The organism is Streptomyces sp. NPDC033216, from assembly GCF_055577115.1.
In genome coordinates this window covers 13,785-31,933 of record NZ_JBVIQK010000008.1, presented here as the reverse complement: position 1 = coordinate 31,933, position 18,149 = coordinate 13,785, and the positions used below count along the sequence as shown (strand labels likewise).

General features: G+C 71.1%; 17 protein-coding genes and 6 tRNA genes. 15 read left to right on the top strand and 8 right to left on the bottom strand.

Going from position 1 to position 18,149, the window contains the following annotated elements; all coding sequences use genetic code 11:
• The first annotated feature begins 40 nt into the window (after positions 1-40).
• The 3 genes from ACZ5Y0_RS17040 (at position 41) to ACZ5Y0_RS17030 (ending at position 1,875) form a co-directional block, all read left to right on the top strand.
• Positions 41-223: a hypothetical protein gene (locus ACZ5Y0_RS17040; RefSeq protein ID WP_469129462.1), complete on the top strand. Its 183-nt coding sequence runs from the start codon at positions 41-43 to the stop codon at positions 221-223.
• Positions 224-570: 347 nt separating this feature from the next.
• Entirely contained in the window at positions 571-1,506 is a 936-nt protein-coding gene (locus ACZ5Y0_RS17035; protein WP_469129461.1) for a phosphotransferase family protein, read from the top strand.
• A gap of 81 nt (positions 1,507-1,587) precedes the next feature.
• Entirely contained in the window at positions 1,588-1,875 is a 288-nt protein-coding gene (locus ACZ5Y0_RS17030; protein ID WP_467515187.1) for a TFIIB-type zinc ribbon-containing protein, read from the top strand.
• 55 nt (positions 1,876-1,930) lie between these two features.
• Here ACZ5Y0_RS17030 and ACZ5Y0_RS17025 read toward each other — a convergent pair.
• The 5 genes from ACZ5Y0_RS17025 to ACZ5Y0_RS17005 form a co-directional block, all read right to left on the bottom strand.
• Positions 1,931-2,002 (bottom strand) — tRNA-Val (locus tag ACZ5Y0_RS17025).
• Positions 2,003-2,039: 37 nt separating this feature from the next.
• A tRNA-Val gene (locus tag ACZ5Y0_RS17020) sits at positions 2,040-2,111 on the bottom strand.
• A 19-nt stretch (positions 2,112-2,130) separates the two neighbouring features.
• Positions 2,131-2,202: transfer RNA gene (locus ACZ5Y0_RS17015), tRNA-Val, on the bottom strand.
• A gap of 1 nt (position 2,203) precedes the next feature.
• Positions 2,204-2,277: transfer RNA gene (locus tag ACZ5Y0_RS17010), tRNA-Cys, on the bottom strand.
• 38 nt (positions 2,278-2,315) lie between these two features.
• Positions 2,316-2,388: transfer RNA gene (locus tag ACZ5Y0_RS17005), tRNA-Gly, on the bottom strand.
• A 177-nt stretch (positions 2,389-2,565) separates the two neighbouring features.
• On the opposite strand from ACZ5Y0_RS17005, the gene ACZ5Y0_RS17000 reads away from it, so the two are divergent.
• The 3 genes from ACZ5Y0_RS17000 (at position 2,566) to ACZ5Y0_RS16990 (ending at position 5,353) form a co-directional block, all read left to right on the top strand.
• On the top strand, positions 2,566-3,609 hold the full coding sequence (locus tag ACZ5Y0_RS17000; RefSeq protein WP_469129460.1) for a chorismate-binding protein: 1,044 nt from the start codon (positions 2,566-2,568) through the stop codon (positions 3,607-3,609).
• A complete protein-coding gene (locus tag ACZ5Y0_RS16995; protein WP_469129459.1) occupies positions 3,606-4,427 on the top strand; it encodes an aminotransferase class IV in 822 nt (273 codons plus the stop codon). The genes ACZ5Y0_RS17000 and ACZ5Y0_RS16995 overlap by 4 nt, the downstream gene beginning before the upstream one ends.
• A gap of 107 nt (positions 4,428-4,534) precedes the next feature.
• A complete protein-coding gene (locus ACZ5Y0_RS16990; RefSeq protein ID WP_469129458.1) occupies positions 4,535-5,353 on the top strand; it encodes a GNAT family N-acetyltransferase in 819 nt (272 codons plus the stop codon).
• A gap of 23 nt (positions 5,354-5,376) precedes the next feature.
• Here ACZ5Y0_RS16990 and ACZ5Y0_RS16985 read toward each other — a convergent pair whose 3' ends face one another.
• Positions 5,377-5,919, bottom strand: coding sequence for a DsbA family protein (locus ACZ5Y0_RS16985; protein ID WP_469129457.1), 543 nt, complete (start codon positions 5,917-5,919; stop codon positions 5,377-5,379).
• Positions 5,920-6,154: 235 nt separating this feature from the next.
• Between ACZ5Y0_RS16985 and ACZ5Y0_RS16980 the strand changes: the two genes are divergently transcribed.
• Complete coding sequence (locus ACZ5Y0_RS16980) at positions 6,155-6,601, top strand: hypothetical protein (protein WP_469129456.1); 447 nt, start codon at positions 6,155-6,157, stop codon at positions 6,599-6,601.
• A gap of 304 nt (positions 6,602-6,905) precedes the next feature.
• On the top strand, positions 6,906-7,058 hold the full coding sequence (locus tag ACZ5Y0_RS16975; RefSeq protein WP_469129455.1) for a hypothetical protein: 153 nt from the start codon (positions 6,906-6,908) through the stop codon (positions 7,056-7,058).
• A 61-nt stretch (positions 7,059-7,119) separates the two neighbouring features.
• Here the strand turns inward: ACZ5Y0_RS16975 and ACZ5Y0_RS16970 are convergent, their stop codons facing one another.
• Positions 7,120-7,680, bottom strand: a complete 561-nt coding sequence (locus tag ACZ5Y0_RS16970) for a CGNR zinc finger domain-containing protein (protein ID WP_469129454.1) — start codon at positions 7,678-7,680, stop codon at positions 7,120-7,122.
• A 278-nt stretch (positions 7,681-7,958) separates the two neighbouring features.
• Positions 7,959-8,372, bottom strand: a complete 414-nt coding sequence (locus ACZ5Y0_RS16965; RefSeq protein ID WP_004002642.1) for an SsgA family sporulation/cell division regulator — start codon at positions 8,370-8,372, stop codon at positions 7,959-7,961.
• Positions 8,373-8,563: 191 nt separating this feature from the next.
• Here ACZ5Y0_RS16965 and ACZ5Y0_RS16960 point away from each other — a divergent pair, with 191 nt between their 5' ends.
• From ACZ5Y0_RS16960 to ACZ5Y0_RS16930, 7 genes are all read left to right on the top strand, one after another.
• Positions 8,564-9,022: a TIGR02611 family protein gene (locus ACZ5Y0_RS16960; RefSeq protein ID WP_469129453.1), complete on the top strand. Its 459-nt coding sequence runs from the start codon at positions 8,564-8,566 to the stop codon at positions 9,020-9,022.
• 78 nt (positions 9,023-9,100) lie between these two features.
• A tRNA-Val gene (locus ACZ5Y0_RS16955) sits at positions 9,101-9,172 on the top strand.
• Between the two features lie 2,238 nt (positions 9,173-11,410).
• On the top strand, positions 11,411-12,700 hold the full coding sequence (locus tag ACZ5Y0_RS16950; RefSeq protein ID WP_469129452.1) for an ABC transporter substrate-binding protein: 1,290 nt from the start codon (positions 11,411-11,413) through the stop codon (positions 12,698-12,700).
• A gap of 22 nt (positions 12,701-12,722) precedes the next feature.
• Complete coding sequence (locus ACZ5Y0_RS16945; RefSeq protein WP_469129451.1) at positions 12,723-13,679, top strand: carbohydrate ABC transporter permease; 957 nt, start codon at positions 12,723-12,725, stop codon at positions 13,677-13,679.
• Complete coding sequence (locus tag ACZ5Y0_RS16940; protein ID WP_469129450.1) at positions 13,676-14,566, top strand: carbohydrate ABC transporter permease; 891 nt, start codon at positions 13,676-13,678, stop codon at positions 14,564-14,566. The genes ACZ5Y0_RS16945 and ACZ5Y0_RS16940 overlap by 4 nt, the downstream gene beginning before the upstream one ends.
• Before the next feature lie 11 nt (positions 14,567-14,577).
• A complete protein-coding gene (locus tag ACZ5Y0_RS16935; protein WP_469129449.1) occupies positions 14,578-15,168 on the top strand; it encodes a hypothetical protein in 591 nt (196 codons plus the stop codon).
• A 148-nt stretch (positions 15,169-15,316) separates the two neighbouring features.
• On the top strand, positions 15,317-18,055 hold the full coding sequence (locus ACZ5Y0_RS16930) for an exo-rhamnogalacturonan lyase family protein (protein ID WP_469129448.1): 2,739 nt from the start codon (positions 15,317-15,319) through the stop codon (positions 18,053-18,055).
• Positions 18,056-18,149 lie beyond the last annotated feature (94 nt).

Here is an 18,149-nt window from a genome sequence, read left to right as displayed (position 1 = left end):
CCGCTGCCAACGACAACCGAGAACGGTCAGGAGAGGGACCATGGCCCACACGGCACCGCGGACACACGTCCGTACCGCACGACCCCGCCGTACGGGCCGCCGCCACCCCTTGGTGGCGACGGTCATGGCCCTCCCCCTGGCGGTCCTGCTCCTCGTCGTCTTCGACGGCTGGGAGACAGTGGCCACACAGGCGTCGTCCGTGGGTGTGGTGCTGGGGCGCTGAGCGGCGACCCCAGGCCCGGAAGAGCGGTCCGGGCGGGGACATCCATCCATGAAACCCCGTGGGGACGGGGGTGCGGCGGACGGCAGAAGATGCCGGCGCAGCTGGGGAGCTGCGCCGGCATTGCTCTGCCCTCTTTCCGCGCAGCTCAGGGCGCCCAGCCCGTCCGCCTCTGATGACGAAGCCTGTTCAGAGCCGGTTTTCCGGGGACGCAGCCCCGAGGTCCCCGACGCGAAGGGGAGGCGAGGGCGAGGCGCGTCACCCTGCGTCGGCGCCGGTCACCCGACCAGTACCCGCCGGCACCACCGCCGTACCCTGCGGAGCAGACCCGCACCGCCCCAGGGAGCCCCGTGCCCGACCACCCCCTGCTCACCACGCTCACCTCCCGCGCCCGAGCCCACGCGCACACCCGCACCCCCACCTGCCCCTGCGGCGCGGCCACCCTCGCGGACCGCCCCGACGCCACCGTCGTCCGCCACGCCGACACGGTCGCCAAGGCCCACGCCCCGGACACCGACCCCGCCGCACTCACCCCCCGCCTCACCACCGCGGCCCGCCTCCCCGGCATCCTCCTGCCTCCGTTCAGCCCCGCTCCCGCCGTCCTCGACGCCCGCCTCGTCACCTTCTGGCCGTACGGCGCCCCCGTGGCACCGGAGGACCCGGACGCCGCCCCCTGGGAGGCCGTCGGCAGCCTCCTCGCCCGCCTGCACCGCACCCCCGCGCCGACCCCCCTCCCTCCGATGCGCGGCCCCGCCAAGGCCGCCCGCGCCGTGGCCCGCCTGCGCGAGGCGGGGCACCACCCCGCCGCCGGCCCGGTCCTGCGCGCCTGGAGCCATCTCCCCGCCTGGGCCCGCGCCGAGGCCCCGATGCCCGACTCCACCACCCTCTGCCACGGCGACCTCCATCTCGGTCAGCTGGTCCGCCACCCCGCTCCCGACGGCCCGTGGCGCCTCATCGACGTGGACGACCTGGGTGTCGGCGTCCCCGCCTGGGACCTGGCGCGCCCCGCCGCCTGGTACGCGTGTGGGCTGCTGCCGCCCGAGGAGTGGGCTCGTTTCCTGACCGCCTACCGGAACACGGGCGGCCCCGCCGTCCCCGCCGACGGAGACCCCTGGCCCGCCCTCGACGTCCCGGCCCGCGCCCTCACCGTCCAGACGGCGGCCAGGTCCCTGACCAAGGCCCTCGCCGTGGGCAGGGACCTGGACGAGGCCGAGCAGGCCCTCGTCGACGCCTGTGCGCGCATGGGTTCCGCACCTGCCCCGTCGGCGCCGGACTCCGCGAAGTAGGGTGCAACCGACCACAGCGGGACAGAGTCTGTCCTGGTGATACGCGAAGCAGGACCGAACGGCGAGGAGTTGAGCCGAACCATGCAGTGTCCGAAGTGCCACGCCCCGATGCACACGTACAACCGCAACGGCGTCCAGATCGAGCAGTGCAGCAACTGCCGGGGGATCTTCCTCGACTACGGCGAGCTGGAGGCGCTGACCCGTGTGGAGTCCCAGTGGACCCAGCAGGCCCCGCCGCCCCCGCCCGCCCCGCAGGCGTACCCCGCCGCCCCGGCCGCCCCGGCCTGGGGCGCCCCGCACGGCGGCCACGGCGGTCACTACGGCAACAAGCGCCACAAGAGCTTCGGACACATGCTCTTCTCCAGCTGAGCCCGGTGCACGAAGGAGCCCCCGACCGCGCTGGGCGGCCGGGGGCTCCGGTGTGTGGACGATACTGGGATTGAACCAGTGACCTCTTCCGTGTCAGGGAAGCGCTCTCCCGCTGAGCTAATCGTCCTCGGGATGATCACGGCCCGAAGGCCGTGGATGCTGCGTGCGCGATACTGGGATTGAACCAGTGACCTCTTCCGTGTCAGGGAAGCGCTCTCCCGCTGAGCTAATCGCGCGGGGGATCCGAAGATCCAGTGGACGATACTGGGATTGAACCAGTGACCTCTTCCGTGTCAGGGAAGCGCTCTCCCGCTGAGCTAATCGTCCTTGGAGGTGGAGACGGGATTTGAACCCGTGTAGACGGCTTTGCAGGCCGTTGCCTCGCCTCTCGGCCACTCCACCAGGAGTGTAGGGGGCCGCGAAGACCCCTTCTTCCTTCGAGCGGACGACGAGGCTCGAACTCGCGACCTCAACCTTGGCAAGGTTGCGCTCTACCAACTGAGCTACGTCCGCCTGTCGTTTCGGCCCGCTCTCGCGGCCCGGCGACGAGTTGAACTCTAGCGGATTCCGGGGCCAGTACAAAAACGCGTTTGTGCAGCGTGCTGCGCTGCGTTTCACCGAGTACCTGCTCAGGCCCCCACCAGGACATCCCCGGGCCACCTCCGAGACGCCCGCCCTAGACTCGACACCGTGCTCGACCTCCCTCCCCTCGCCCGCTTCGGCGACCGCGTCGCCACCGGCCTCCTCGACGTCACGGAAGACCCGGCGGCCCTGGACTCCACCGGTTTCTGGGCCGTTTCCGCCGATTTCGAGGGCCGTCTGGTCTGCGCGCGCTTCGCCGACGTACGCGCGGAGCCGGTGCCCGCGCCGGTGCCGGGACAGTGGCGCGGGCCGGCGGCGGGTGACTGGACGTCGTCCCTCGATCGCGCCGCGTACACGGCCGGGGTGCGCCGGATCCGTGAGTACATCGCGGCCGGTGAGGTCTACCAGGCGAACCTGTGCCGCGTCCTGTCCGCGCCGCTGCCCTCCGGCGCCGACGCGGACGCGCTCACCTCCCTGCTCGCCCGCGGAAACCCGGCGCCGTACGCCGGAACGATTCGGCTGCCGGGGCGCGGGACAGAGATCGCCACCGCGTCTCCGGAGCTGTTCCTGCGGCGGGACGGGCGGACCGTGGAGTCCGGGCCGATCAAGGGGACCGGGCGGACGGAGGCGGACCTGCTGGAGAAGGACTACGCCGAGAACGTGATGATCGTGGACCTGGTCCGCAACGACATCGGGCGGGTCTGTGCCACCGGCAGCGTGACCGTGCCCGACCTGTGCGCCGTGGAGAAGCATCCGGGCCTGGTCCACCTCGTGTCCACGGTCCGCGGCGAGCTGCGCGAGGACGCCGGTTGGCCCGAGCTGCTCGATGCCGCCTTCCCGCCCGGCTCGGTCACCGGCGCCCCCAAGTCCAGCGCCCTGCGGATCATCGACGAGCTGGAGACGGCGCCGCGCGGTCCGTACTGCGGCGGCATCGGCTGGGTGGACGCCGACCGGGGCACCGGCGAGCTGGCCGTCGGCATACGCACCTTCTGGATCGACCGCGCGGCAGGTGTCCTGCGCTTCGGCACCGGAGCCGGCATCACCTGGGGTTCCGACCCCGAGGCCGAATGGCGGGAGACCGAGCTGAAGGCGTCCCGGCTGCTCGCGGTAGCGTCGGGATCGTACGAGGTGAGTGGAGAGGGACTGACGTGAAGATCTGGCTCGACGGTGGGTTGCAGGACAGCGAGTCCGCCCGTGTCTCCGTCTTCGACCACGGCCTGACCGTGGGCGACGGCATCTTCGAGACCGTGAAGGCGGTGGACGGCAGGACGTTCGCGCTCACCCGGCACCTCGACCGGCTGACCCGCTCCGCGCGCGGCCTCGGCCTGCCCGACCCCGACCACGACGAGGTCCGCCGCGCCTGCGCCGCCGTCCTGGAGGCGAACCCGATGCCGCTCGGCCGGCTGCGCATCACCTACACCGGCGGCCCCGGGCCCCTCGGCTCCGACCGGGGCGAGCACGGCCCCACCCTGGTCGTCGCCCTCGGCGAGACCGGCCGCCGCCCCGACTCCACGTCCGCGATCACGGTCCCCTGGACCCGCAACGAGCGTGGCGCGCTGACCGGCCTGAAGACGACGTCGTACGCCGAGAACGTCGTCGCCCTGGCCCGCGCCCATCAACACGGCGCCACGGAGGCGCTGTTCGGCAACACGGTCGGGCAGCTCTGCGAGGGCACCGGGTCGAACGTCTTCGTCGTCCTGGACGGCGAGATCCACACCCCGCCGCTCGCCTCCGGCTGCCTGGCGGGCATCACCAGGGAGTTGACCCTCGACTGGACCGGCGCCAGGGAGACGGACCTGCCGCTGGACGTGCTGGAGCGCGCCGACGAGGTCTTCCTCACCTCCACCCTGCGGGACGTCCAGGCCGTGCACCGCGTCGACGGTCGCGAACTGCCGGGCACCGCGGGACCCGTGACCGCCAAGGCGATGCGGGTCTTCGACGAGCGGGCGGGCGACGACCTCGATCCGTGACGGTCCGCCCCGATCGAGGGCACCGAACGGGCACGGCGGCCGCTGTTTCGCGCGGGACCGCGTTTATTCGGCTGACCTGAGGTGTGACAGCGGGTAGAACACCGGTGATGACCACGACCCTGCGGCCGACCGAGCCGCTCCAGCGCAGTGCCGACGGGGCGTTGTCCCGCCGCTTCCAGGTGTGCGTGAACAGCCGCCCCGTGGGCGCGGTCCACCTCTCCACCCACCCCGAATTCGGTCCGGCGGTCGCCCGCGTCGACGATCTGCGCGTCGAGGAGGCGGACCGCGGACGCGGCCGGGGGACGGTGGCCGCGCTCGCCGCCGAGGAGGTGGCGCGCGGTTGGGGCTGCCGGAGGATCGAGATCCGGGTCCCCGCCGACGCCGAGGCCGCCCTGCGACTGGCGCACGCGCTCGGGTACGTCCACCGCAACCGGGGGATGGAGAAGCCCCTGGGTGCCGTCCCGCCCGAACTGCCCGCCGGCAGCAGGGCCCGGCCCATGACCGAGGCCGAGTTCGGACCCTGGCTCCGACAGGGCGTCGTGGACTACGCGCAGGACTGGATCGACCGCGGTGTTCCCGAGGAGCAGGCGCGGGCCAAGTCCCGGCGGGACCACCGGCTGCCGCGGGGCCTGGCCACGGAGGACATGCTGTTCAGCGTTCTGGAGCACGAGGGCGACCGGGTGGGCACCCTGTGGATGTCCTTCGCCGGCGAGAAGGCGTTCGTGTTCGACGTCCAGACCGACGAGCCCTTCCGGGGCCGGGGCCACGGCCGCTCCCTGATGCTGCTGGCCGAGGCCCAGTCGGTCGCGGCCGGCAAGCCCGTCATCGGCCTCAACGTCTTCGTGGGCAACACGCCTGCCGAACGCCTCTACGACTCGCTCGGCTATGCGCCGGTGGGGTACTCCCTCTACAAGCACCTGCTCTGAGAGGGCGCCTGCTCGGCGACGCCTCAGCCTTGCTCGGCCAGCAGCCGGTCCGCGATCGCCTCGATGCGTTCGCGCAGCCCCTCCTGGCTCTTGCCCCCGTCCAGGCGCTCGCCGCCGATGACGTACGTCGGGGTGCCGGTGACGCCGATCGCCTTGCCCTCGGCCTGGTCGGCGTCGACGATCAGCATGTGCCGCCCGTCGATGAGTGCCGTGTCGAACTCCTCTGCGTCCAGGCCCAGTTCCCGCGCCACCTCGACCAGGAAGCTCTCTCCCCCACGGTCCAGCTCCTCCACCCGCGCCAGTACCGCCTCGACGTACGGCCAGCCCTGCCCCTGCTCCACCGCCTCCTCGGCGGCCTGGGCCGCGGCGAAGGCGTGCCGGTGCTTCTCCAGCGGGAAGTGCCGCAGTCGCGGCTCCAGCCGATCCCCGTAGCGCTCGCGCAGGGCACCCAGATCGGCCAGGGCGGTACGGCAGTCCGGACACTGGAGCTCGCACCAGACGTCGAGGACCACGGCGGGACGGGTGGGATCGGGCGCCGGGACGGCGGCGGGGGAGGAGTCGCTCATGCCCCCAGTCTCCCAGCCCCCGTCCCGGCCCCCCAATCCGGACGGACGGTCCGCACCGCCTGTGCGACGTCCACCGGCACCTGCGGAGGAGCTGACCCGGAGATGTCCCTGATGTCCGGCCGAAACATGGCCCGCGGGCCCCTCGCAGGTGCAGGATGGAAGGGACGAAGCGCCGCCCCGTCGCGGCGCCGAGCCGTACTGTGCCTGCCCGAGTGTGCCGTGTCTGGAGGACCGGATGATTGCCGAGACCGTGTGTTCCGCCGTCGCCGCGGCCGGCCTGGGCATCGCGGCCGTCACGGCATACCGCAGGCGCTTCCTCGCGGCCGCAAGGATCGGGGCCTACGCGCTGGTGCCCCTCGGTCTGGTGATGACGGGGGTCGTCCAGTGGGCCGCCGACACCGCCTTCAGCCTCACGGCCTGGGCCGGCTTCGCCGTGCTGGGCGCCGCCTGGGCGCTGTTCGCGACCACTCGCGCGGTGGAGCGGCGCCGGCGCGGCGGCACCCGCAAGGAACGAAGGGCGGCGGCGCGCTCCGCACAGGGCGACGCCGTGGCCCCGGCCGCGTCGGCACCCTCCCTGGGGCAGGGTGCCCGGCCCGCCTCCCGCCCCGCCGCCGCACCGCGGACGACCGCCTCGGACGACTTCAGCGACATCGAGGCCATCCTCAAGAAGCACGGCATATGAAGCGGTGCCGCACTGCTCGACCGCTACGGAGCGGATGGAGGCCGAGCGCGAGGAGGTCCGGCGCCGCACGTCACCCGAAGGCACTCGGCGCGACGGCCGGCGACGGTCCGGCACCGAGGGTCACCGCAGCTGAGAGGGCACCGCGCGGCCAGGCCGCCGCGCGAAGGAAACGACACAGTCGGGCCACACGCGCGCGCAAGTGATCAAGGCTGGCAAGCGACATCACGGAATGTGGTGCGGTACCGCTCAATCCGGGCGTGCTGTTCGCGTGTGGTGTGCCGCCTGCGTCATCATCGCCCGCGAGATGCTGGACACGACACAGGGTGACGCCGCGCCCCCTCAGGACGAGCCGCGCGGCTGCCTCTTCGCCCTTTCCCAGCCACCGCTGATGATCTTCCTAGCGGTGATCGGGTGTCTGCTGCTCATGGCCTCGCTGCACGACCTGCTGCTGCTCTGAGCCGTACCCGCGGTCCCCGGCGCCACCCGCCGGGGCCGCGTCGGCATCCAGGGAGCGGTCCTCAGCCCGCTGCCTCCTTGCGGCGCGCCCGGTAGGCGGCCACGTGCAGCCGGTTGCCGCAGGTTCGACTGTCGCAGTACCGGCGTGAGCGGTTGCGGGAGAGGTCGACGAAGGCGCGTCGGCAGTCCGGGGCCTCACAGCGCCGCAGCCGCTCCTGCTCCCCGGCCACCACGAAGAAGGCCAGCGCCATTCCGCAGTCCGCCGCGAGATGGTCGGCGATCGAGGCACCGGGGGCGAAGTAGTGCACGTGCCAGTCGTAGCCGTCGTGGTCGGTGAGCCTGGGGGTGGTGCCCGCGGCGGCGACCAGCTCGTTGATGAGCGCGGCGGCGCCTCGGGGGTCCGGCGCCGCGAAGATCCGCGCGAACCGCCCCCGGACCTTGCGCACCGCGGAGAGGTCGAACTCGGAAAGCACACCCACGTCACTGATCTCGTGCCTTCGCACGAAAACCTCGAGGGCGGCGACATCTGGCAGCCCGTCCGGAGTGGTGTCGTCCTCCGGTGCGGTGTTCACCAGATCCACCACGGCATCGAGCGCACACCGGGTGTCGTGGGTGATCAGCACGTTTCGCTCCCTGGCCTGGAGGGTCGGGCGGGCGCCCGCCGATGCTGGCCGATGGTAGCCGCACCAGGCCGTCCGGCCACGGTCGATGGACCCTTGAATCGCACCGCCGCTTCCGCCGCCGACACCGGAAGCGGCGACGGCGGGTGCGACACGCACGCCGGCGCCGCCCCACGGAGGACCGTGACGCGGCGCCGACACATGCCCTATGCGGTTGTTGTCCGGGCCCGAGCCGTCTCCCCGAGTGGACGGCGCCGGGCGGCTCGGTGGGAGCCCTCTCCCTAGCTTTCCGCCAGGATGTGCGAGAGCTCCTGATCGAGATCGAAGTGACGGTGCTCCGTGCCGGGGGGCACGGCCGCGTCCGTTCGCTTCAGGAAGGATTCCAGGGCCCGCGCCGGGGCCTCGAGCAGGGCCTCCCCTTCCGGGGAGCTAAGGGCGATGCAGACAACGCCCTGACCGTGGCTGCGCGACGGCCAGACTCGGACGTCGCCGGTGCCCGTGGGCCGGTGCAGGCCTTCTGCGAGGAGATCGCGGGCGAACACCCACTCGACGGTTTCCTCTGCTCCGGTGTGGAAGGTGGCGTGCACGGCGTAGGGGTCGGCCGTGTCGTACCGCAGGCCTGCGGGGACAGGCAGGGAGGACTCGCTCGACACAACGAGGCGCAGGTGCAGCTCGCAGCTGACCGTGGTGTTCATAAGCGCCAGGGCCTTTCGCTCAGTGTGCGCTCGGGGATTCGCACGTCGGCGAAATCGACATGCCACCTACGGTGCCGTTGTAAACCCCTCTGCGTGTTTTGCGTGGGTTTACGTAACTCTTCCGGCCGAGGGGTCGTTCGTGAAGTACCACCATTACGGTGTCCGGAATCTCTCGGGTAGGGTTTGGCCGTATGAATACGGGGAGTGACGAGCCGGGCGAGGTAGCCATGGCGACGAACGACACCGGGTCGGACGGGGCGGCGGAGAAGCAGGAGCGGGCCCTGGGCTCCCGTGCTCCGGAGTTCATCAGGGCCCGGCGGATCCTGCATCTGAGCTGGCAGGTCGGGATCTTCGTCGTCGGCCTCGCGGTCGTGGCCGTCGGCATCGTGATGCTGCCGCTGCCCGGACCCGGCTGGGTCGTGATATTCGGCGGCATGGCGATCTGGGCGACGGAGTTCGTCTGGGCCCAGCTGGTGCTGCGCTGGACCAAACGCAAGGTCACCCAGGCGGCGCAGCGCGCGCTCGACCCGAAGGTCAGGCGCCGAAACATCGTCCTGACCTCGATCGGACTCGTGATCATCGCGGCCATCGTGGGCTTCTACGTGTGGAAGTTCGGCGTCGTCATGCCCTGGAAGATCAAGGACCAGTGATCCGTCGCGGGGCCGAGCGGACGGCACGGCCATGGTCACAGGGACCCCCTGACTTGGGGTAATGTACTTCCTGCGCCCGGGCGATTAGCTCAGTGGGAGAGCGCTTCGTTCACACCGAAGAGGTCACTGGTTCGAACCCAGTATCGCCCACCCGGACCGACGGCCCATCTGCGACCACGCAGATGGGCCGTCGCCGTTTGCGCCGGTCGAGGGGGGGCCGAGGGCTGGTCGGCGCGGATCGGCTGTCTCGTTCGGGGGTGGTCGGGCCGGCCGGGTCGGGGCGGGCCGCCGTGGGGATGTGGTCGCGGCGGGGCGGGGGTCCGGTGCGCCCGGTGCGGATGGCCGGCTCGGGTCGATGCGGACCGGGCGCGTCGGCGAGTCGGGCCGGGTGGGTGCCGCGTCCGGTGAGGCGGTGCGGCGCGCCTCCGGTGGTGTGGCACGGCGCGGTCGCTTGGTGAGGCCGGCGCCCGCGTTCTCCACCGGTGCGGCCTCGTGCCGCTCGGCCGGTGCCCTGCCGCGGAGCCACGGACCGTGCGCACCGGCGGGAGCCGGTACACCTTGCCTTGCGTCGCCGGGGGGTCGCCCCAGGTGCCGAGACCTGTGTGCGGCGCATTTGCCGAGGAGCTGTCCAACCCCCGCAGGATGCCTTGACCGGCCGCGGAGGAGCCGCGCCGCCCGCCTGTGGCCCTTGGCGCCGAGGCCACCGGTGAGGGCGCCCGTGGGCCTTTTGCGGGCCTGTGGGAGCCGGACGCGGCCACTGCTCGGCTCCGCCGTGGGCGGGCGGAGCCGCGGCGGCCGCGAGGTGCTGATGTCTGCTCGTCGTGGCTGGCCTCCCGGTGGGCGGTCGCGGTGTCGGGTCCGCCCCGCGACGCGCGGCGCCGGGGGAGGGGAAGCTGTGCGTCACGGCACCATCCAGCTGCGCGACACCGACGGCCGCCCACCGGCGCGACACCACCGGCATGGCACGGACGTGGGACTCGGTGAGCCGGAAGGCAGGACAGCCCCGCTCCACGCGGTCGGCGCCGAGCGACGGGGGCGCCGTGATGCTCTGTGGCGTGGACGCGATGCCGTGTCGCCGCCTTGCGCTGGGTCGGTCGCAGGCGGTGCTCGGCCGGCCCGGCGCGGGCGTCGCTGGATGGGGTCGACGTGGTGTGCTGTCGCTGTCCGGGTGGCGTGCCCCGCTGAGCTGCGCCGATGGCCGGGTGCGGCCGGCCGACGGCGAGCTGGGCGCCGTGGCGACCGTGTCGTGTCGCGGTCTCGCGACTGCCCGGCCGCGGGAGCCGTACGGGGCGGCTGCGGCCTCGTCCGGCCCGGCGTGGCGTAACCGATCCGGACCCTCTCGGAGCACTGACGTGGTTGTCGGCGGTCCCGGCACCCCAGGGCGAGCTGCGCCATCACCCTGCTCGCTCGGTGGTCGGCAGTCGGCGGTGGGACGCGCGATCACGGAAACGCCTGCCTGGCGCCCGTCGCTCGGCGCTGAGCTGTGCGATCGCTGATCGTCACGTCCGGGGCCCGCTTGCCGTCGGCCAGCTGCACGCTGTCGGCTTCGTGCCGCGAGGGCGTCATCGCCCACGTCCGGTCGCGGGAGGTGCGCGACTTGCCGGCCGGCGGCGTTCGGCGGGGCCGTGAGACGTGTGCCGTAGGCTCCGCGTCCGCCCGTCGCCATCGGTGATGCGCCGACAGGTGGGGTGCCGCCTGCTGCCGGTCGGGTGCGGACGCGGTTGCGGCCCTGGCGGCGATCGGCGAGGGGGAGCGGCGAGGAGTGATCGGTGACGGGCGATCGGCGAGGGGGAGCGCTGGGCCCGGTTCGAACTGATGGAGCAAGCAGTCCCGGCGGTAGGGCCGTCGCGAGCGCGAGCATGCGACTCCCGGTGGTCGGCTCACCACGGGCACTGGTCGCCTCCGCCACCTGTCGCCGCCGGCCACAGACGTGGTTCCGTCCGTCGACGTGACGTCAGCGGGCCGTGGCCGACCGGCCGTCCGTCCCTGCGCACGTGGGACGCCGGGCGGCTGGTGCTGCCACAAACTGCTGTCCGTCAGCGCCCGGACCCGGCCGACCAGGAACGTCCGCCTCGCGTCGCGGACGCCGACCGAAGCCGCCGACCCGCTGCCGACCTCCCCCTCCCGCGATCTCCCCGGCCGATTCCCGCCGCGCCCTCCGGCCCCGCCTCCCGTCCGACCAGCCGAACCTCCGCCCCTCACCTGCGCCTTCACCCGTCTCGCGCTCTCAACACCCCGGCAATCCGCACCCCGGCCCCCGGCCCGCCCCGTAAGAAATTCCTGTCCGAATCATTGACGCTCCCCCAACCCCCTCGTACCTTGTGCCAGCAAGCGCTTTCTTGAAACGATTCATGCAAGCGGCAACGACGCTGCGGGAGGGGCCCGACTGTGCGAACCAGCAGGAATGTTGAGAGGCGAACGATCCTGAAGGCGGCCGGAGCGACGGCGGCCACGCTGGGGCTGGCGGCCACCACGGGCTGCGGTGGGGACGGAGGCGCCTCCTCCGACGGGACGGTGACGATCCGTTACTCCTGGTGGGGTGCCGAGGAACGGGCCAAGAGGATCAACCAGTCCGTCGCGCTCTTCGAGAAGAAGTATCCGAAGATCAAGGTGAAGACGGACTTCCAGGACTACCTCTCTTTCTGGGAGAAGTTCCAGACCCAGGCCGCGGGTGGAAATCCGCCGGACGTGTTCCAGAATGCCGTCGGATTTCTCCGGAAGTACGACAAGCGCGGCATCCTGCTGGACCTCAAGTCCCAGATCGACGCGGGAAATCTGAGCCTGGACAACTTCCGCGAGGGCGTCACCACCGTCGGTGAGGTCGACGGAAAGCAGCTCGGCATTCCCGTCGGCTCCAACACCATGTCGCTGGTCATCGACAAGAAGGTGTTCGCGAAGGCCGGCGTCGAGCCGAAGCAGGGCTGGACCTGGGACGAGTACTTCAAGGCCCTCAAGACCATCCACGACAGGACCAAGGTCGCGGGTGACTCGGGCTACCACAGCATCATGTACCTGTACGACCTGTACCTCCGTCAGAACGGGAAGGCCTTCTTCACCGAGGACGGGCTCGGTTTCGAGGAGACCGACCTGACGGAGTGGTGGACGGACGCGTACAACCGCGTGAAGGCCGGCATCGTCACCGATCCGAAGATCGTGGAGCAGGACAAGCCCAAGTCCTCCCTGGCCGCCGGTCACGCCGCCTCGGAATTCACCTGGGACAACTTCACGGTCCGTTACGCCGCGGAGGGTGACAGCGAGTACGGCCTCGCGCCGATCCCCACCACCGACGGCAAGAACACCGGCCAGTACCTCGCCTCCCTGATGCTGAGCGGCTCCGCGCGCACCAAGCACCCCAAGGAGGTCGCGCAGTTCATCGACTTCATGGTCCACGATCCCGAGGTCGGCAAGATCATGGGCTACGACCGGGGCATCCTCGCCAGCACCGAGCAGTACCAGGCGTACAAGCCGACCGAGGCCATCGGCCAGGAGATCGCGAAGTACGAGGAGGACACCGCCAAGGCGGGCGTCCTCGGCAAGATCACCCCGCACCCGGCCGGAGCCGACACCGTCGAATCCGCCTTCCTGCGCATCGGCGGGGACATGGCCACGGGCAAGACCAAGGTCGCCGACGCGGTCAAGCAGTTCTTCTCCGAGGCCGAGGCCGCCTTCCAAGCCTGATTTTGCCTGATTGGGAACCCCCGTGACGCTCGTCAAGGACTCACCTGCCGACACCCGGAAGGTACGGCCTCCCGCCCCCGCCGCCGTGAAGCGGCGGGGCCGCCGGGAGAACCTGGCCGGCTATCTCTTCATGTCCCCGTGGATAGCCGGCTTCGTGCTGCTGACCGCGGGCCCGATGGTCGCCTCGCTCTACTTCGCGTTCACCGACTACAACCTCTTCAACACCCCGAAGTGGATAGGTTTCGACAACTTCACGCGGATGCTCGACGATCCGCGCTGGCAGAAGTCGGTCGAGGTGACGGCGAAGTACGTCGTCATCGGCACCCCGCTGAAGCTGCTCCTCGCGCTCGGCGTGGCCCTGCTGCTCGCCCAGAGCCGGCGCGGCCAGGCCTTCTACCGGGCCGCCTTCTACGCCCCCTCGCTGATCGGCGCGAGCGTCTCCGTCGGCTTCGTCTGGCGGGCGCTCTTCTCCGACAAGGCCATCGTCGACCGGAGCCTGTCCGTCTTCGGCGTGAACGTCGGCGGCTGGGTCGGCAACCCCGATTGGGTTCTCTACAGCCTGGTCGCGCTGACCGTCTGGCAGTTCGGCGCCCCGATGGTCATCTTCCTGGCCGGCCTCAAGCAGGTGCCGCAGAGCCTCTACGAGGCCGCCGAGATGGACGGCGCCGGACCCTTCCGCAGGTTCTGGAACATCACCCTCCCCATGATCTCTCCGGTGCTGTTCTTCAACGTGCTCCTGGAGACCATCCACTCGTTCCAGATCTTCGGCTCCGCCTACGTCGTCTCCAACCAGTCCTGCGGACCGGCCGACGCCACGCTCGTCTACACCTGCTACCTGTACCAGAAGGGCTTCAAGGAGTCGCAGATGGGCTTCGCCTCCGCGATGGCATGGATGCTGCTCCTCGCCGTGGCCCTCGTCACCGCCGTCCTCTTCTGGTCGCAGAAGAAGTGGGTGCACTACGAGGAGGACGCCCGATGAGCGCCACCACGTCCACCACGCCGCCGACCCTGCACAAGGCGTCGGGCCTCGGCCGCAGGCGGGCCGGCTCGCTCGCCTGGCACATCGGTTCCGTGCTGGTCCTGGCGGTCGTCCTCTATCCCGTCATCTGGGTCGTCGGCGCGTCGTTCAAACCCAGCCGGGAGATCATCGGCAGCCTCGACCTGTTCCCGACGGACCCGATCCTGGGCAACTTCAAGGGTCTGGCCGAAGGCATCGCCGACATCTCGATCCTGACGTTCTTCCAGAACTCCCTGTACTACGCGCTCGGCTCGGTCGTCGGCATCCTGATCTCCTGCTCGCTGACGGCGTACGCGTTCGCCAAGATCAGGTTCGCCGGCCGCAACGCGATGTTCTCCCTGATGATCGGCACCCTGCTGCTGCCGTACCACGTGCTGCTCATCCCGCAGTACGTGATGTTCCAGAAGATGGAACTGATCAACACCTACGTCCCCCTGCTGATCGGCAAGTACCTGGCCACGGAGGCGTTCTTCGTCTTCCTCATGGTGCAGTTCATGCGGAACCTGCCGAGGGAACTGGACGAGGCCGCCCGGCTCGACGGGTGCGGGCACCTGCGGATCTACTGGTCGATCGTGCTGCCGCTGTGCCGGCCCGCGCTCATCACCAGCGCGATCTTCACCTTCATCAACGCCTGGAACGACTTCATGGGCCCGCTGATCTACCTCAACGAGCCCGGCAAGTACACCGTCTCCCTCGGCATGATGATGTTCCGCGACCAGGAGAGCGTCGCCAACTACGGCGGCATGATCGCGATGTCGCTGGTGGCACTGCTGCCGGTGCTGCTGTTCTTCCTCGCCTTCCAGCGCTATCTCATCGACGGCATGGCGACCTCCGGACTGAAGGGCTGAGGCGGTTCCCGATGGCCGAAGCGCGCGTGGAAGCACGCAAGGAGTCCGTTCTCCCGGAGCGGTTCGCGGTGTTCGCCGAGTGTCTGCTCACCGGTGTGTGGATCGCGGTGGCCTCGCTGGGCGTGGTCACCTATCCGGCTGCCTTCGCCGCCGGCGCCCGGCACCTGCGCCGCCGCACCGCTCACGAGGCGGGCGGGGGACGGGAGTTCGTCGCCGACTTCCGCTCGGCCGTGCGCGGTGGGTGGGCCGCCGGACTCGCCGGGTGGGCGGCCGCGGCCGCGGTCTGGGTGGACGTCCAGGCCGCGCGGGCCGGGCTGCCGGGCGGACCGTTCGTCGGGGCGGTCGGACTGGTCGCTCTGATCGCGTTCGCGGTCGCCGGCATGCGTGCGGCGGCCGTGTGGACGCCGGGCGACTCCTGGCGCGCCCTGCTCGCGCGGGCCGGCCGCCGTACGGTCCTTGATCCGGCCGGTTCCTTCCTGCTCGTCGCCGGGCTGGCCGTGGTCGCGCTGTCGGGCTGGTTCATCGCGCCGCTGGCGGTCCCGGTGCTGGGGGCCGTCGCCGCGGCGGCCGTCGCGGTCGAGGAACGCCACCGGCAGCGCTGACGGGCGGTCGCCTCCTGCCGTCGGCGCGCCCCCGGCACCCACCGATCCAGGCCCCGATCGAGGCAGGCGCCCCGCGCCGCGCCTCTCACTGTCATGCCCCTGACCTCATCACGCCCCCTGACCACGCACCCGCAGGAAAGGAAAGGCCATGTCCCCCATCCCCCGCAGGTCCCTTCTCAAGGCGGCGGCCGTCGCCGGAGCCGCCGCCCAGTTCAGCTGGGCGCTAGGGGCGAAGGACGCCGAGGCCGCCCCCGGAACGCCACCCGCAGGCGCGGACCCTGTCACCCTGGACTGGCTGGAGGACGGCGGTCTCGGCGCCGCCCCCGGCTCCACGCTCGGCGTGCCCTGGCCGATGGGCGCCCACCAGGAGGACCAGACCTTCGCGCTCACGGACGCCGACGGCAAGGCGGTCCCCGTGCAGTCCTGGCCGATCGCCTACTGGCCGGACGGGTCGCTCAAGTGGACCGCCCACGCCGTGAGTTCGGGCACCGGCAAACTCACCCTCACCGCCGGGGCACCGGCCGCCCCCGCCAAGAGGGTCACCGTCTCCAGGAGAGCCGGCACCATCGACGTGTCGACCGGTGTCATCACCGTGCGGATCGGCACGTCCGGCGCCACCCTCGTCAAATCGGTCACCCGCGGCTCCACCGAGATCGCCAAGAACGGCCGTCTGGTGCTGATCCGGCAGCCCGAGATCGAGGACGAGGACCAGGGCGCGGTCAGGACCGAGCGCTTCGACGGGACCATCGACGCCGTCACCGTCGAGCAGCAGGGCCCGGTCCGCGCCGTCGTCCGTATCGACGGCAAGCACCGCAAGGGAAAACGCAGCTGGCTGCCGTTCTCGATCCGGCTCTACTTCTACGCCGGCGCCGACTCCTTCCGCATGGTGCACACCATCACGTACGACGGGACGCAGCAGCCCGGCAAGGCCGCCGGCGACTTCGTCCGCGGCCTCGGCGTGCGCTTCACCGTCCCGATGCGCGACCAGTCCTACGATCGCCACATCCGCATCGGCGGCGAGGGCACCGGTCTGCTGCGCGAGGCCGTCAAGGGCATCACGGGCCTGCGCCGGGACCCGGGCGCGGCCGTCCAGGCGGCCCAGTACGCGGGGGAGAGGCTGCCCGACCCGGCCACCTGGGACCAGCGGGTCACCACCCGGCTCCAGTACATCCCCGAGTGGGGCGACTACACCCTCTCCCAGCTCTCCGCCGACGGCTTCACCGTGCGCAAGCGCACCAAGAAGGGACACGGCTGGATCGGCGCCGGCGGCGGCAGACGCGCCTCCGGATTCGGGTACGTCGGCGGCCCGAGCGGCGGATTCTCCTTCGGCCTGCGGGACTTCTGGGAGAAGTTCCCCGCCCAGCTCGACATCCGCGACGCCCAGACCGAGGAGGCCGAGGTCACCCTCTGGCTCTGGTCGCCCGAGGCGCAGCCCATGGACCTGCGCTTCTACCACGACGGCATGGAGCAGGACACCTTCGCCGAGCAGCTCGAGGGCCTCAACATCACCTACGAGGACTACGAGCCCGGCTTCGGAACCCCCTACGGCATCGCCCGTACCTCCGAACTCCTCTTCTGGGCCAACGAGTCGACGCCCACCCCCGCGCAGCTCGCCGAACAGGTCGAGGCCGTCCGGGTGCTGCCCCAGCTCGCCGCCCCGCCCAAGCAGCTCATCAAGGCACAGGTCTTCGGACCGGGCCTGTACTCCGAGCCGGACCGTTCCACCCCCGCCAAGGCCAGGATCGAGGACCACCTCGACTTCCTCTTCACCTACTACAAGGACCAGGTGGATCAGCGCCGCTGGTACGGCTTCTGGGACTACGGCGACATCATGCACACGTACGACACGGTCCGGCACCAGTGGCGATACGACATCGGCGGCTACGCCTGGGACAACTCCGAACTGTCGCCGGACCTCTGGCTCTGGTTCGCGTATCTGCGCAGCGGCCGGTCGGACATCTTCCGCTTCGCCGAGGCGATGACCCGGCACACCGGTGAGGTGGACGTCTACCACCTCGGGCAGTGGGCCGGCCTCGGCACCCGGCACGGCGTCCAGCACTACGCCGACAGCGCCAAGCAGCAGCGCATCGCCAACACGACGTACCGCCGCTACTACTACTTCCTCACGGCGGACGAGCGGGTCGGCGACCTCATGCACGCCAACGTCGACTCGGACGAGACGTTCCTGGTCCTGGACCCGATCCGCAAGATCCGCACCGAGCCGTACACCCCCGACCGGCACGCCCTGTCGATCGGCTTCGGCACGGACTGGAGCGGTCTGGTGTCGGCCTGGCTCACGGAGTGGGAGCGCAAGGGCCCCAAGTGGGAGAAGGCCAGGGCGCGGGTGCTGTCGACCATGGAGACCATCGCCGCCCAGCCCAACGGATTCGTGCAGGGCACCGCCCTCTACGACCTGGACACCGGGAAGTTCGCCGTCGCCGACAAGCCTGCCGTCGGCGTCTCGCACCTCTCGGCCGTCTTCGGCCTCAACGAGCTGTGCGCCGAGCTGATCCACCTCGTGGACATGCCGAAGTTCGACGAGGCGTACTTCGACTACTGCCGCTACTTCAACGCCACCAAGGCCGAGCAGGCGGCCAGGTACGGCTCCAACTTCGGCACCCTGCTGCTGTTCCAGGGACACTCCCGCCTCGACGCGTACGCGGCCGTGAAGACCGGGGACGAGAAGCTCGCCAAGCGGGCCTGGGACAAGTTCTACAACTCCGACGGCTACAAGGAGTCCGCGCCCTGGAGGACGGAGGCACTGAGCGGCCCCGCCACCCTGGTGCCGGGCAGCGAGGCCGCGTGGGTGTCCACCAACGACACCGCCCTCTACGGCCTCGCCGCCATCGAGAACCTGGCCCTCCTCGGCGACAAGATGCCGTCGTAGGGAGCTGGGGTCTTCCCGTCCCAGCCGGGTCGGGCCGGATCGGGCCGGGTCGGGCCGGGTCGGGGACAGGGAGCCGGGGCTGGGTGCCCCGGCT

Excerpts from the sequence above, each read along its gene's own strand:
- ACZ5Y0_RS17040 (WP_469129462.1), top strand. The coding sequence starts at position 41 with ATGGCCCACACGGCACCGCGGACACACGTCCGTACCGCACGACCCCGC.
- ACZ5Y0_RS17030 (WP_467515187.1), top strand. The coding sequence starts at position 1,588 with ATGCAGTGTCCGAAGTGCCACGCCCCGATGCACACGTACAACCGCAAC.
- ACZ5Y0_RS16990 (WP_469129458.1), top strand. The coding sequence starts at position 4,535 with ATGACCACGACCCTGCGGCCGACCGAGCCGCTCCAGCGCAGTGCCGAC.
- ACZ5Y0_RS16985 (WP_469129457.1), bottom strand. The coding sequence starts at position 5,919 with ATGAGCGACTCCTCCCCCGCCGCCGTCCCGGCGCCCGATCCCACCCGT.
- ACZ5Y0_RS16980 (WP_469129456.1), top strand. The coding sequence starts at position 6,155 with ATGATTGCCGAGACCGTGTGTTCCGCCGTCGCCGCGGCCGGCCTGGGC.
- ACZ5Y0_RS16975 (WP_469129455.1), top strand. The coding sequence starts at position 6,906 with ATGCTGGACACGACACAGGGTGACGCCGCGCCCCCTCAGGACGAGCCG.
- ACZ5Y0_RS16965 (WP_004002642.1), bottom strand. The coding sequence starts at position 8,372 with ATGAACACCACGGTCAGCTGCGAGCTGCACCTGCGCCTCGTTGTGTCG.
- ACZ5Y0_RS16960 (WP_469129453.1), top strand. The coding sequence starts at position 8,564 with ATGAATACGGGGAGTGACGAGCCGGGCGAGGTAGCCATGGCGACGAAC.
- ACZ5Y0_RS16940 (WP_469129450.1), top strand. The coding sequence starts at position 13,676 with ATGAGCGCCACCACGTCCACCACGCCGCCGACCCTGCACAAGGCGTCG.
- ACZ5Y0_RS16935 (WP_469129449.1), top strand. The coding sequence starts at position 14,578 with ATGGCCGAAGCGCGCGTGGAAGCACGCAAGGAGTCCGTTCTCCCGGAG.
- ACZ5Y0_RS16930 (WP_469129448.1), top strand. The coding sequence starts at position 15,317 with ATGTCCCCCATCCCCCGCAGGTCCCTTCTCAAGGCGGCGGCCGTCGCC.